This is a genomic window from Maribacter aquivivus (assembly GCF_900142175.1).
Classification (GTDB): domain Bacteria; phylum Bacteroidota; class Bacteroidia; order Flavobacteriales; family Flavobacteriaceae; genus Maribacter; species Maribacter aquivivus.
The window spans coordinates 349,528-364,093 of sequence record NZ_FQZX01000003.1 but is presented as its reverse complement, the minus strand read 5'-3'; the positions used below and the strand labels follow the sequence as shown (position 1 = coordinate 364,093).

Below are 14,566 nucleotides of genomic sequence, written 5' to 3'. Positions count from 1 at the left end.
TTGGTCAAGAACTATACTATGGACATTGATTTTTCTTTTAGAATGTATTTTTATTTAAATAAATATCATAAAGAATAACCATTAGATTTTAAAACTGTGCTCTTAAAAAAGCTTTTAAAAATCATGCTATTTGCTGTTCACATGAGTTCTTAGTAGTCGATATTTTTCTTTTTGCACGGCAGGATGATTTTTATGTTCCCAAATTTTCTCTCTTGCAAGCCTTGCACTTTCTTGTAAATCAACAATTGGTAATGGATAATCTTCACCAATAATAACTTCACAGAAAGATTGTTCCATAACTGTCATTTTCCATGGTTCGTGAATGTGCACTACAGGAACGTTTGCAAGTTCTGGAACCCACTTTTTTATAAAAACACCATCAACATCATGTTCTTGAGAGTTCTTTACAGGGTTATATAAACGTACAGTATTAATACCAGTTGTACCGGCCTGCATTTGAAATTGAGGATAATGAATACCTGGTTCATAGTCTAAAAATAGCCTGGCCAAATGATAGATACCTTCTCTCCAATCTTGATCTAGGTTGAGTGTCAAAAATGAAACTACCATTGCCCTCATTCTAAAATTTATCCACCCAGTCTGCTCTACAGCTCGCATACAAGCATCAATTAAAGGATAGCCCGTTAACCCTAACTTCCATGCTTTAATATAGGTATCGTTTTTTTTATGCGTTAACAGTTCATAACCTTTATTGATACACGCTGTTTCATAACTACATGCTACCTCAAATTTCTGAATAAAGTGACAGTGCCAAAATAATCTAGTTAACATAGCTGAAAATGCTCTATTATTTTTGGTTCCGTTAGGGTGAGTACCTACAAATTGAAATACTTGTTTAACACTTATATTTCCCCAAGCTAAATATGGTGATAATCTGCTACACCCTTTTCTACTTTCTGTTGGTTTTGAAATATGCTTCTGATAATTACTACCTCTTTTGGTTGCAAAAGATTTTAAATAGCGAATAGCATTCTCTTCGCCCCCAGGTTGAAAATTACTATTGGTTTTTTCTATATTAGTTTTAAACTCTTGTGGTAATAAAAAGGGATGTTTTAATGGCTCTAAATCAGATACCGAATACTTATTTCTAATTATAGGTTGATGCATTTTTAAGTGCCATTGTTTACTCCAATCCTCTCTATTTTTAATACCTCTTAAAATACCGTCACGCTGAAATTCTTGCCAAATTATACTGTATTTATTGCAAATTTGTTTTACTTTTTTATCTCGCTGCCACGTTAATTTTATTCCACTTTCGCAATAGCTAAAAAGTGAATTAATTTTAAAATGATTGTTAAGGTATTCCAGAACACTTTCAACTTCACCATAAAAGAGCGTAACACACCTATTATATGGCTTTAACGTTAAATTCAAAGCTAAAATAGATTGATAAATAAATTGTAAATGCCTTAAACTTGTATCTGGATATTGAATTAGAGATGGTTCAAATAGATAGATAATTATATATGGAATACCTGCTCTTTCTGCATGAAGTAAAGGTTCATGATCTTGTGAACGTAAATCACGTTTCAACCATACAATATTCAGTTTTGTTTTGCGCAAGATTAATTTGATTTTTATTTATTTAAGAAGAAATAGCTACATCCTATTTTTGTATATCTTAAGTATGTAGTGACAATTAATAGTTATAAGAATGTAATAGCTAATTAAAAAACTAGTTTTAGAACCTATTAAATAAATCTAACGCTTACTTATTCTATTACCCGAAATAGCTCTTTGACGTGAACATTTAAATCGTGAGATTTCTGAACTGCGCTTTTTTAAATGCTTTTGACTTGTACCACTATTAACCCTTTTACGCCATCGTTTAAAACTAGACTCTTTTAGATTGCCGCGCATTACTTTAATAACATCTTTTTCAGGTAAGTCAAACTGAAACAATATAGCCTCAAACGGTGTTCTATCTTCCCAAGCCATCTCTATAATACGATCTAATTCTATACTATTGAATGATTTTATATCCATATACTTTACCTGTAAATTTTATTTGTCTGTTCTCTTTTTAAATAATTTGAAAATTTTTAAAAAGTATCATTTCTTAACAATAAATAAAATTACAAATTTGTTTAATTAAACTGTAAATATATTAAACAAAACTTTATTAAACTTTAAAACTACTGCCTTACCAATAGATTAAAAATTGAATTATACTTAAATAAGAAAGACTTAATAACCAAAGAGAGAAATTAGCTTATTAAGCAATTTTTGGGATAGCATTTTTTTATATAAAGAATACTTAATAAGTAGATTTTGAGAACCATAATATCACAAACAGGAATACACAATATGCATCCCTCAACCTACGAACCTGATAATAAACCTCAAATTGCAAAAAAAATTAGGTCTTTTTTCTTTCACTCCATTTATGAAAACTATGTTTTCAACATGTCTTAAAAGAAAAAAGCCCAATATCTTAACGATATTGAGCTTTGCTCTAAGCGGAGAAAGAGGGATTCGAACCTATTGTGTTAAATTTTATCCTTAACCCCTATAAAACCCTAATTTATATATAATTTAGCATAAATATTAGCGCCAATTTCATTAACAATATATAACTATATCTAAAAGAATTGGCAACGAAATTGGCAATAACAATATTTATGCATTACTCTTTCAAATTACAATATCCAAAAAAAGATAAGTTATCCCCTATTCTGTTTAGTGCATATTTCAAAGAAGAGGGGAAAAAATTTGTGTATTCTACAGGAATTAGAATTCATCCATCTGATTGGGATTTCAGAAACATACGTCCAAAAAATTTGACAGGTAGAGATAAGGATGTATCCAATAGAAAAATAATAGACAATGAACTTTCCAGATATTCTAATAAATTCACTGAAGTAGTAAATAGATACATTTCTATTAGAGAAGTACTAACCATCGAAAAAATTAAAGAAGAATTTAATCTTGAATTCAAAAATATCTCCGGTAAAACGAAAGACATATTTAATGCATATAGTATTTTTTTAATTGAAAAAAAGAATGACAAGACAGGAGCTGCCAATAGTGAATCTACAATCAAACGTTATGAGTACAACGAAAAATTATTAAAGTCATTTAGCAAGGAAGCCAATTATACTATGCGGTACTCTAACATCAATAAAGACTTTTATAATAAATTCATACAGTATTGTGTTGAAAAAAAAGAACATTCAGCAAATACACTTAGCCGAAATATCGGGCTTTTTAAAACATTCATGTATTGGTCTTTGGATAACAAGTACACTTATAACCAAGATTTTAAACAATTTCAAAACATAAAGAGATTTGCTACAGATGAAATCGCCTTAACCAAATCACAAATAGTCGAAATTTATTCTTTCAATTTAGGGAGGAACAAAAAATTAATAAAAATTCGAGACCTCTTTGTTTTTGGGGTATCGACCGGGATGCGCTTTTCCAATTATAGTAAAGTTAGAAAAAGAGATGTTTCAAACGGTCATATCAATGTTATTGATGTTAAAGACAAAACAAAATCTTTAAGGATACCGTTAAATAGTTACTCAAAACAAATTTTAGAAAAGTACGACTATAACTTGCCACAATATTCGAATCAAAAATTTAATGATTACTTAAAGGAACTGTTTATAAAACTTGGTTATAATGAAATGATAAAAAAATCCATGAAAGTTGGAAATGAAATCATTGAGACCGAATCTCCAATGCATGACAGAATCTCTTCACACACAGCCAGGAGAAGTTTTATTACCATAATGAAAAACGAAGGTATTCCGGATAAAATCATCATGAGTTATACTGGACATAAAAGTTTAGAAGTATTCAATAATTATTACCGACCAAACGAAAATCATCGAATAAAATTTATGGAAAACGTATGGAACTAAATTTTAATAATCTTGAGCATATTGATTATAAAGAAGAATTTTTAATTGAATATACTTCAGCTACACCTTTTTTAGATATCATAACTTCCAATATTTATATCATTTATTTAGTCATTAAATATGGGTCAATTAAAAATTACGTTTATAAAGTCTATGAAGATCTTAAAATTGAAACATTCAAAGAGACTGAAAATGTAATTTATAAAATGAACCTAGAAGATTATGAAAATTATAAGTTGGACTTTAATATCCACAAATCTCTTTTCAAACACTACTACCTATTAAGCTCTTCTGCAAAAAGAACATCATTTAAAGAACATGAGAATTGGATTTTAAAAGTATTATTAAGTGATATTAAAAATGCCAATGATGACAGAATGCAATATTTATTTCTGAGTGACTTAAAAAAAAACACAAAAAAAACGCTAAAGTATATTCATATTATTGGCTCTTACGAGAAAGGCTTGACTTATTCACTAGATAATATTTTTATTGAAAAAACAAAGCTGATAAGACTTATGGAATTATTAAAAAAACATGAAATAATTAATAATCAAAATAGAATAGTTTTAGGAAAAGAATATTATGCTGTTTTAATTTTTAAATTAAAAAGTATGGGAATAATAAATTTTCCTTCAAGAGGGATTGTTCATGAGATTTTCGAAAAGCAATTCGGAAATTTTTCATATGGGACATTATGTAAGGTTTTGAAAACTCTAGAGGAACCAGAATCCAACAAAGGAGATAAACTATTTTCCAAACTAGAACAATTTTACTTTTTAGATGAATTAAATAAGGTTAATTAAGTTAATTTTTTTGAGATTCTTAAGAATCTCAAGTTTTAGCAGAAACAACCAATACTTTCGACGTATCAAACTATAATTAATAGATATGAAAAACGTCACAAACCCATTCGATCCAATTTACAATGAACTAGCTCAAGTTAATGAGAAACTTGATAAACTATTAAACCCACCTAAAGAAGACTTTACCAAAAAGTACTATACAGTCAAGGAAGCATCTATTATTCAAAAATGTACACCTGCTACCATAATAAATAGAATAAATAGAGGAGAGATTATTCCTAAAGCAAAGGTAAAGCCATATATAATACCCCATTTTCAAATTTTCGACTCGGAAAATCAAAAAAAACACTTTGGATATAAAACACGAAAAGCATAAAATGCTCTAACATTTTATGCTTTATTATTTTATTACAATTGAAGCCTTAACCTCCAATCGTATAGGTCAAATATACGATTTTATCAAGTACACTATGACCACAAATGAAATATTAGGAAGTGTAAGTTTAGCTGATTTAGAAATGGACTTCCTCAAAAACACTGAAGACAATGAAAATATTTTTCCATTCGATATTTTTCCCAATGCTATTCAAGAAATTATATTAGAAGCTAATAACAAATTTCAATTTTCTATAGACTATTTAGGCTCTGGAATATTGTCGGCAGCTTCAACAGCTATAGGTCTAAAATACCGATTATCAGTAAAAGAAGATTGGAATGAAAAGTGCAACTTATTTATGGTAATAGTTGGAAGACCTGGTGACTCAAAAAGTCATGCTCTTAAATTTTGTTTTAATCCTATTCATAAAAAAGACAGCGAATATTATATAGAGTATCAAGAACTATTAGATGACTTTGAGAAAAATAACACTTCTAAAGAGGACAATAAAAGTCTTAAAAAACCACTTCTAAAAAAGAATTTAATAAGTGATTTTACACCTGAAGCTCTTCTATATATTCTTCAAAATAATCCTAATGGAATATGTATTTATGTTGACGAACTGAGTGGGTGGTTGAAAAATTTTAACCGATATAATAATTCTGGAGAAGCAGAAACCTATTTAAGTATGTGGAGCGGTTCACCAATTTTCTTGGACCGCGCATCTGGTAAAAGCATGCGAATTGATGAACCATTTATAGGGGTTATTGGAAGCACACAAATAAGTGTATTAAAAGAATTCGCAAGGGAAGGCAGAAATTCAAACGGGTTTATGGACCGTCTTCTTTTTGTCTATCCTACCAATCCAAAAACTATAAAATGGAATATTAACAAAGTAGATAAAAGACTGTTGAATAACTATAACAACATTATTACATCACTATTAGATTTAGATAATAAAAAAGAATTACTTCCTATTGAACAAAACGCCAAGGAGTATTTATTCAACTGGCAAAACGATAGACCAGAAGATTTTTTGTTTGATTATGAAAGAAGTATTGAAATTAAACTTCAACAATATGTTTTACGCTTCTCTTTGATAATACAACTGTTATGCTATGCTTGTAAAGAAGGTGATAGAATCCAAATAGAATTAAACGCTATTAAAGCCGGTATAAAATTATTCGAATACTACAAAGTAAATGCTATTAGGGTTAGAGTACAGACTAGCACAAAAAATTACTTAGAATCTTTAACTGAATTGCAAAGAAATATTTATGCAGAACTAGATAAAGAGTTTACAACCGCCGAGGGATTAAAAACTGCCTGTAAAACAGGAAAAAATGGAAAACCAAGGATTAGTGATAGACAATTCAAAACTTATCTAAACGATCGAAAGTTGTTCAAGAGAGTTTCCAGAGGTAATTATAAGAAAGTACTATAGGCTTCACTTACTTCATTTACTTCACTAACAGAAGTAAATAATTGAAAAACAGATTAATACAATATTTTATTTGTGAAATATTAATGAAGTAAGTGAAATCCAAAATGATAGTTAGTGAAGTAAGTGAAAATGAAATGAAATTAAATTAATTCTCTAAACCCCATATATCAGGGCTTTGTGAAGTAAATGAAGTAAGTGAAGTGTACAGGTATATATTAGATAAAAGTAGCCGCAAGTATATATGTCCAAAATGCAATAAAAAAAGATTTGTTGTATATCTGGATATAGTAGACCAAAAAAATATTTCTGAAATAGTCGGAAGATGTGATAGAGAAATCAATTGCGGTTACCACTTAAGTCCAAAAATGTATTTTAAAAATACATCCAATACATATACTCCACATCTAACTAGTAATTATAAGCAAGTAAAAAAGGATACAACATATCACAACAAAGTGGATTTAAAACAGAGTTTAAGATTTAATACCAATAATAATTTCATTGAATATTTAAAATCAATATTCCCAACTGATAAAGTTGAAAACATAATTAATTTATATCAAGTAGGTACTGCAACATTCTGGAACAATGCTACAATTTTTTGGCAAATAGACAATTTTAAAAAAATACGTAGTGGCAAAATGATGATGTATTCTAAAAACGGTAAACGTTCCAAAATAATTAACTGGATGCATTCCTATCAAATCAAAAATAATCAATTAAGGGAGTTCAACTTGAGTCAATGCTTTTTTGGACTACACTTGATTAATAAAAGTAACAATGCTATTGCAATAGTCGAATCTGAAAAAACTGCCTGTATAATGAGTATCCTCTTTGACAAATACATTTGGTTAGCAGCAGGAAGTTTAAATGGTATAAACGAAAAGAAATTAAGTCCAATAAAAGACAGAAGAATTATTCTTTATCCAGACTTGGGTGTATCCAGAATTAACGAAAATCCATACACACAATGGAAGAAAAAATCAGATGACTTATTTAGGAAAGGTTACAATATTAGCACATCAGATTTATTAGAAAGTAAGGCTACCGAGGAACAAAAAACTAAGGGTTATGACATCGCAGATTATTTTTTAAAAGTCAATAAAGAAAGAATAATTATTAACGATATAAAATCTGAAAATCTAAATAAGTTATTAAAACTAAACATTCAACTACAGAATCTAATTGAAGTATTTGACCTAGAATTAATGCGGTAATCAAGTTTAGAGTTTGAGTAAGAATTCAAGATGTGTGTGCTGGGCCCACAATCTTGATTTTTCTCCCGATGGTCGCAAAATAAAATAGAAACAAATGAGAAAAAAAGAAAGGGTAATCACCAAATTCAGATGTACTATTTACGAAAAAAAACTTTTGAAAATTAAGGCGAAAAACTCGGGGCTATCCTTGAGTGAATTTTGTTTTAGGGCGGCGTTCAATAAAGAAATAACCGCAAGATTAACCGAAGAGGAAATTGAAGCATTCAAAACCATTTCAACCTATAGTAGAAATTTCACTTTGATAGGTAATATGTTTCGAAAAAGAAACCCTCAATTAAGCGATGAAGTATATGCTCTATCTAAGGAGCTTAAAGAACATCTTAACAAATTCAAAAAATGATTGGGAAAGGTAAATCCATATCACATACAAATGCCTCAATGTCGTATGGTATGAATCAGGAAAAAGATGCATCTATAGTATTAAAAGAATATCTAGCAGGAGAAACTCCACAGGAACTTACCAAGGAATTTGAAATCATTCAGAGTATGAACGAGAATTGTAATAGAAATACATTAAGCTTTGTTTTAAGCCCAACCATTGAGGATGGTAAAAAACTTTCTAAAAATCAACTAGGTACTATTTCTAGAAAATTTATAGAAAATATGAATTTAACCGAAAGACAGGCAATCGCTTTTGTTCACAGAGACAAAGCACACACTCATATTCATTTGTATGTCAATAGAATCGATTTTAAAGGTAAAGCATATCCAGATAGTTTCATAGGTAAACGTAGTAATGAAGCTGCTAGACAAGTAGCTGTTGAAATGGACCTAAAAACGGTAAAAGAAGTACAAGCTGAGAAACTTAAACCATTACAAAAAGTTAGAAATGAAATACACTCAATTCATCTTCAAATTTTAAAAAAGGAACACCCCAAAACTTTTAACGATTACATAAAAAAAATGGCTTCAAGAAATGTAGAAGTAATCCCAAGTATTAATAAGGGAGGAAAACTACAAGGTTTTAGATTTGAGTACAAAGGTATAAACCTCAAAGGAAGTGAAGTACACCGTTCCATGAGCGGTGGTAAGATTGCAAATGGCCTATCCATTAATAGTAGCGGACAAATACTTCAACATTCTAACAAAGCTGTGAACATAGCAGGTAGAGTCCTCGAATTAAGTACTAACATGATAATGGGTTTAACAAAAAAGGCAGTGAAACAAATTATAACTAAGGGAATTGAAATAGGATTATAACCATGGCAAAAATTGATGATTTAGCAGAGCTTTTAGTAGAGGAATTAAGCGATTTTAAGGTACAACTCCATAGAATGGAACAATTGTCTGAAAAATTAAGAACTACTCCTGTATCGCCAGATATAAAGGAAATGAAGTCGGTCTTAAACATCAATCTGAAACAGCAAGAAGAACTATCCACAGTACAACACAAAAAAATTTCCGAGTTGACCAAGAGATTATCAAAATCAAACCACTACCCTACTTGGCTTTTGGTCTTATTTGGAACACTGATCTTGTTCTGTTTTTCATTGACAAGCTATTCAATTTACGAAATCAAGGATGCATCAAAAACAAATAACGAATATTATGAAAAGGGTCAAAATGAAGTGATAAATCACTTCAGCACCTTCTTGAAAGAAAATAAAGAAGCCAACGATACTTATCAAAAATGGAGCAAAACTAAAACTGAATAACTATGGCAAAAATCATTTTAATTACACATCAAAAGGGTGGAGTGGGAAAAAGTACATTAACCTACAATCTTGCTCAAAATTTAAGTGAGCATTCAAAAGTTGCTATTCTCGACATCGATGCTCAAGGCAGTCTATCTCAGCTTTCAAAAATTGTTAATTCGTTTCAAATAACCACAGATGAAAATATTTTAACGATTGACAACAATTTAGATTTTATTTTTATTGATACACCTCCTTACCTATCGTCAAAGTTGAAAGGACTTATCAAAATTGCAGATTTAATATTAGTACCAACAAAAGCCGGAATACTTGATTTGCTAGCTATTGACAATACGATAAGTTTGATTAAAGACGAAATGAAAGAGAACAATACCATGATTATCTTGAACATGGTAAAAGCTAATACAACCATTACCGAAGATATCTTGAAAAGCCTTGATTCTCATAAAATAAAAATAGCGCAAACAATGATAAGTGATTTGGTAGCATTTACTAGATCTCCTTTGCTTAAGGGTGTTACAGCCGATAGAAATGCGCAAAGGCAAATTGATAGCTTAACAAAAGAGGTCTTAACAACTTTAATATAAATCAGGAAATATATAATTATATAAATCTATACCATGTCGAAAAATGAGTTTTATAGTTTAATAGCCAAAGCGCAAGCTTCTAAGCCAAATACATCCATTCAAAAAGTAGTTCCAGAAATATCAATTACTAAAAACGAAAAGCAATTTTCTTTTTATATTGATAAAACAATTTTGAGAAAATTAAAAACTAAAGCTTTGGAAGAAGATAGGAGTGTTAAATCTATAATTAACGAAAGCATCCATAATTATCTAAATCAATAAATCTGGATATTTATAACCGTCTACTTTAGAAAATTTAAATATCAAATAAGTTTACCCGAATAATATTCAGATATTGCAAACAACTTATATTAGAAGGTATAATGAACATATGTTCATTATACCTTCGTTGGCAAACATTTTAACAAACCTTTAATTAAAAAAAATGAAAAACTTAATATTTGTGTTTGTAGTGTTATTATCATTGAATTGTTTTTCTCAATTTGATGATTTCAATAACTTTTCTAATTATGACGCAATAAATGAAGATGAAGGGATTAAATATTTTAATGAAAAAAATCAAGGCAAAGACAGCATTTTGGATTATGTTAGTATACGATGGCTTTATCGGAAAGATAAACTCAAGTTATTAAACAATGTACTTAAAAATTATTCATTTCATAATAACACGTTAAAATACTTGTTCTCAGCAGTAATTGGTGATATTGAATCATTCGATAGCAATCAAAAAGGTTGTTTACCTCCAAGATTTACTATGAAAAAGGAAGATTTAAAAGAACGGAATGAGCTACTTGTATTGATACATTCAAAAAAAATGGTTTTAGAACATCCTTATTCTGGTGCAGTTAAAAACGGTAATTTACCCTATTTAGAAATGTATTTAGAAATGTACAAAGATGAAATTACAGATAAGATGTTAGACGGTTTTTTAGTGGAAGCTGTTCAACACCAATATATAGAAATAGTCAATTTCCTTATAGATTATGGAGCAAATCCAAATGGAACAAATTATTACAATGACCAATTCTATGCAATTTATAGAGCTGTAAAATCTCCTGAAATTTTCAACTTACTCATATCTAGAGGTGCTGACGCCAATCCTGAGGGCTATGGCGGAAATACTTTAGTACATGCATCTAGAGAAGGTTGTTTGGAGGTCATTGATTTACTTTTAAAAGCAGGTGCAGACCCAAACAAAGTGTTTGATAATGGGCGTAAAAAAACTAGTGCATTAATAGCCGCAAAGCAATGGAATAATTTTAATTCTAAAGAAGTACTAAAGTTATTAAAATCGAATTAAAAAGATTCAGTTTTTACCGTGTCGGACTAATTTCAATGAACTGATTTTAGCGATAAACTAGAAAAAAACGATTTGCCAACAAAACCTAAACGTAATGCGGACTTTAGGGCTAAATAGAAAGGTCTGTGTATATTTATAAAGTCGCTAATCCCGATAGCTATCGGGAATGCCCCGACGCTTCGGGGTAGCTTTAGAAAAAAAATAAAACTAAACAATAAGCTTTAGCTTAGTGCAAATACGGAAACGAAGAGTTTCCTTACTTCCGCACTACGCTTAGCTCAGTCGTTATGTGCAATTTGACAAAAAAACTAACTTAATGATTATCAATAAATATAATACGGTTGGAATTGTTTCTGATGCGGATAAACTGAAATTAGCAGCAATATTATTTGATTCTATTATTCCAATAGGAAAAGAACATAATATTCCCGAAAAATTAATTTCTAAAATACCAATTGATTATTCTAAAGTTGAAAAACTAATTGAAATTGATAAAGAAAAACACGGTAAAGGAGATATAACTTATTTAACTGACAGAATACTTCCTGAATATTTTGAAAAACAAAATGTTACTGATATTGAAAGAGATAAAGTTATAGAAATCCTTGAAAACGTATTTAACGAGGGCTATAAAAAAGTTGGAAATTTATCCGTTTTAGAATTATCTAAACAGGTTAATAAAGAAAATAATTTAGGGATACCAATATTCGATGAAAGCATCTTGTTAGAAAAACTAATCGAAGATTACAAGTTTCAAAAATCAACGAATAAACTCGAAATTGAAATTATTAATGCACCTGTAATTAATACAGAGTCATTAGAATGGAATCAGATATTACAAGCAAAACAAGATTCTGATTTTATCGATAAAGTCAAAAGATTCGGGTTATTTATCAACAAGAATTATCAAGGAAAAGACATATCATTTATAAGCGATGACTTACAAATTCAAACCGAAGATTATAAAAACGCTTGTAAAAAACACGGAATAGATTTGGTTAATGGAACCTTAAAATCATTAACAAATTCGAAATCTCTTTTTGGAACTTTAGGAATCGTTTTTGGGTCTATTATGTTAGGAACACCAGGAGTTGCGGCTATTGGAGGTTTAGTAGGAGGATTTTTAGAAATAGGAAAATTAGGAGTTAATATTAAAGAGCATAATGATAAATTCAATTCGTTTGTTTCGGCTTCACCTATTTCATTAATAGTTGAATTAGAAAAAATGCAGAAATAAACTGCACATAACACCGTGTATAATTCATTGCTAGTACTCGCCTACTTACGAAAATCCTCGCGGATTTTCTATTCGGTTTGTATTTGCTAAATTAGTTGCTGAAACACGCAACGAAATCATACACAAAAACGTTGTACATAATTAGAAAATGAACTACATAGAAGCATTTAAAAAACTACAAGAGTATTCAAAGAACTTAGAAAGTGTTGAATATGGAGAACTGATGGATATTCTTAAAAACTCAATCAGTAAAATTCCTATTCCGCTAGCAAAGCTCCGACCTGAAAGTTCTATTGAAAGAGCCAGAGCTAATAACGGAACTCCTCTTTTTAAATCCATCGAAGATTTAGGATATATAAAGAATGAAGAAGTTATTAAAAAGCTTAGCAAATTTGGAAGAGCAAACAAACCACACGAAGTACTATTTTATTCAGCTATTCAAACATCTAAACTTGACAAAGCACGTGTAACAGCAATTGCTGAAACTTCACGATTATTTTTAGACAACAACTCTGTGCAAATGGATGGAGAGCTTTTTACAGTTAGTAGATGGAGAAATAAAAAAGAACTAATTATCGCAGAAGTTGTTTTTGCCGAAGAGGCAATTAAAAATAACGAAGACATAAAAGCTTCATATGAAAAACAAAAACAGCTTGCAAAAGAATTACAAGGTGTTGATACAGGATTTTTTGAAGATTTCTTAATTTTTATAAGTAACGAATATGCTCGTATTGCAGAAAGTCACAACGATTATAAAATTTCAACTGCTTATACAGAATTAGTATTGACACACAAGGATGTTCAAGGAATTACTTATCCGAGTGTGCAAACTAGCTATGTTGGAGCAAATTTAGTCTTACCTACAAGTATAGTAGATGAATTTTTATATCCAGAAGTTGCTACAACTTCAATGCTTTATAAAAACAAAATGAAAATGACGATTGGAAATGGCGGTCACTTTTGTAAAAAACTAGATAATGAACTTGTTTGGGAGGAACTAGACAAAAAATATATAACACCTAAAGAAGAACTTTTAAAAAGTCTAATCGAAGAATAACTATGTACAACAATGGCTATAGTTAATACGGGTTTTGGTGCTTAACCTAAAGTGGAGTACCTTGAATAAAGTCCGCAAAATTTTCAATTTTGCGTGTCTATTGAAATAAAGAAAAAATTAAAAATTTGGCTAAGTGCTTAATCGAAAGTTCATTCCTTCGAAATCCCGTACTAACCATAGCCGAAACGTTAGCACCAATTAAAAATTAAAACAATGTATAAGGCTTCCTTTGATAATGACCTCCTTAATGACTGGTGTGACTTTTGTGAAGAAAAAAAGGAATTTGATAGCTTTCATTTTTCAACTTTGTTAATGGAGACTCTTTTAGAAGGATACACTCCTGAATTTGACAAATTCATTACGGAAATCACAAAATACTTTGACAGCTCGATTTACAAAAATATAAAGTATGCTTTCAGCAATGAGAAAGAAAGTCAAGGTAACGTTAAAGATTGGGTAATAAATGATTTAAGAGAAAAACGAAAGATTATTGAGCATATACCTGATTCTAAAGAACTGAAAGAGATAATAGACTCTCCTAAATTTCTATTTGTTACTGATAGAGATGAACTTTATGAAGCTAGAGAGACAGATAACAATACAATATTGTATGAAGGAGTTGTAGATTTCGTCATAGAAAATATTGATAATGACAAACGATTGTATGCACTAAAAGAAGTTCTTTATAATATTGCTTCGGATAGCTATTTAGTAAATGCACTTCTTTCTGGATTAATTAAAGCTGATGTCGATTTAGTAAACTACTTAGACATCTACAAAAATGGTTGTGATTACGCAGTAGATGATGAAAAAATCCTAATCTATGAATTCAAACCCTCTAAATAATAAAAGGTGCTAACACTATATTAAGCAAATAGGACAATTAGTGTTCAACCCAAAGTTTATTGTCTATTTACAAAGTCGCCAAATCTTTTGATTT

Annotated in this window: 16 protein-coding genes and 1 pseudogene; 15 read left to right on the top strand and 2 right to left on the bottom strand. The window is 29.8% G+C overall.

Annotation, left to right across the window (positions count from 1 at the left end):
- Nucleotides 1–126: 126 nt before the first annotated feature.
- Entirely contained in the window at nucleotides 127–1,584 is a 1,458-nt protein-coding gene (locus tag BUC31_RS17255; protein ID WP_073246592.1) for a cryptochrome/deoxyribodipyrimidine photo-lyase family protein, read from the bottom strand.
- A gap of 138 nt (nucleotides 1,585–1,722) precedes the next feature.
- Complete coding sequence (locus BUC31_RS17250; protein ID WP_073246591.1) at nucleotides 1,723–2,007, bottom strand: TIGR03643 family protein; 285 nt, start codon at nucleotides 2,005–2,007, stop codon at nucleotides 1,723–1,725.
- 605 nt (nucleotides 2,008–2,612) lie between these two features.
- Between BUC31_RS17250 and BUC31_RS17245 the strand changes: the two genes are divergently transcribed.
- From BUC31_RS17245 to BUC31_RS17180, 15 genes and pseudogenes are all read left to right on the top strand, one after another.
- Nucleotides 2,613–3,887 carry a tyrosine-type recombinase/integrase gene (locus BUC31_RS17245; protein WP_244534071.1) on the top strand — a complete coding sequence of 425 codons (1,275 nt, stop codon included), beginning with the start codon at nucleotides 2,613–2,615 and terminating at the stop codon, nucleotides 3,885–3,887.
- Nucleotides 3,878–4,693, top strand: coding sequence for a hypothetical protein (locus BUC31_RS17240; protein WP_073246587.1), 816 nt, complete (start codon nucleotides 3,878–3,880; stop codon nucleotides 4,691–4,693). Before BUC31_RS17245 ends, BUC31_RS17240 begins: the two co-directional genes overlap by 10 nt.
- 85 nt (nucleotides 4,694–4,778) lie before the next feature.
- Nucleotides 4,779–5,069: a hypothetical protein gene (locus BUC31_RS17235; protein WP_073246586.1), complete on the top strand. Its 291-nt coding sequence runs from the start codon at nucleotides 4,779–4,781 to the stop codon at nucleotides 5,067–5,069.
- Nucleotides 5,070–5,163: 94 nt separating this feature from the next.
- Entirely contained in the window at nucleotides 5,164–6,513 is a 1,350-nt protein-coding gene (locus BUC31_RS17230) for a DUF3987 domain-containing protein (protein ID WP_073246584.1), read from the top strand.
- Between the two features lie 200 nt (nucleotides 6,514–6,713).
- Nucleotides 6,714–6,884, top strand: a pseudogene (locus BUC31_RS20695) (PG0870-related protein); the annotation flags it as partial.
- Between the two features lie 84 nt (nucleotides 6,885–6,968).
- Nucleotides 6,969–7,730, top strand: coding sequence for a DUF6371 domain-containing protein (locus BUC31_RS17225; protein WP_170861979.1), 762 nt, complete (start codon nucleotides 6,969–6,971; stop codon nucleotides 7,728–7,730).
- A gap of 94 nt (nucleotides 7,731–7,824) precedes the next feature.
- Nucleotides 7,825–8,130: a mobilization protein MbpA gene (gene mbpA, locus BUC31_RS17220; protein ID WP_073246580.1), complete on the top strand. Its 306-nt coding sequence runs from the start codon at nucleotides 7,825–7,827 to the stop codon at nucleotides 8,128–8,130.
- The gene (locus tag BUC31_RS17215; RefSeq protein ID WP_073246578.1) at nucleotides 8,127–8,990 is read left to right on the top strand and encodes a relaxase/mobilization nuclease domain-containing protein; all 864 of its coding nucleotides are present in this window, start codon (nucleotides 8,127–8,129) and stop codon (nucleotides 8,988–8,990) included. Before mbpA ends, BUC31_RS17215 begins: the two co-directional genes overlap by 4 nt.
- Nucleotides 8,991–8,992: 2 nt before the next feature.
- Complete coding sequence (locus tag BUC31_RS17210; RefSeq protein WP_073246576.1) at nucleotides 8,993–9,445, top strand: DUF6730 family protein; 453 nt, start codon at nucleotides 8,993–8,995, stop codon at nucleotides 9,443–9,445.
- A 2-nt stretch (nucleotides 9,446–9,447) separates the two neighbouring features.
- Nucleotides 9,448–10,032 carry a ParA family protein gene (locus BUC31_RS17205; RefSeq protein WP_073246574.1) on the top strand — a complete coding sequence of 195 codons (585 nt, stop codon included), beginning with the start codon at nucleotides 9,448–9,450 and terminating at the stop codon, nucleotides 10,030–10,032.
- 33 nt (nucleotides 10,033–10,065) lie between these two features.
- Nucleotides 10,066–10,293: a hypothetical protein gene (locus BUC31_RS17200; RefSeq protein ID WP_073246572.1), complete on the top strand. Its 228-nt coding sequence runs from the start codon at nucleotides 10,066–10,068 to the stop codon at nucleotides 10,291–10,293.
- Nucleotides 10,294–10,456: 163 nt separating this feature from the next.
- Nucleotides 10,457–11,332 carry an ankyrin repeat domain-containing protein gene (locus tag BUC31_RS17195; protein WP_073246570.1) on the top strand — a complete coding sequence of 292 codons (876 nt, stop codon included), beginning with the start codon at nucleotides 10,457–10,459 and terminating at the stop codon, nucleotides 11,330–11,332.
- Between the two features lie 316 nt (nucleotides 11,333–11,648).
- On the top strand, nucleotides 11,649–12,569 hold the full coding sequence (locus BUC31_RS17190) for a hypothetical protein (protein WP_073246568.1): 921 nt from the start codon (nucleotides 11,649–11,651) through the stop codon (nucleotides 12,567–12,569).
- A 148-nt stretch (nucleotides 12,570–12,717) separates the two neighbouring features.
- On the top strand, nucleotides 12,718–13,626 hold the full coding sequence (locus BUC31_RS17185; RefSeq protein ID WP_073246566.1) for a hypothetical protein: 909 nt from the start codon (nucleotides 12,718–12,720) through the stop codon (nucleotides 13,624–13,626).
- Between the two features lie 213 nt (nucleotides 13,627–13,839).
- Complete coding sequence (locus tag BUC31_RS17180; protein ID WP_073246565.1) at nucleotides 13,840–14,472, top strand: hypothetical protein; 633 nt, start codon at nucleotides 13,840–13,842, stop codon at nucleotides 14,470–14,472.
- Nucleotides 14,473–14,566 lie beyond the last annotated feature (94 nt).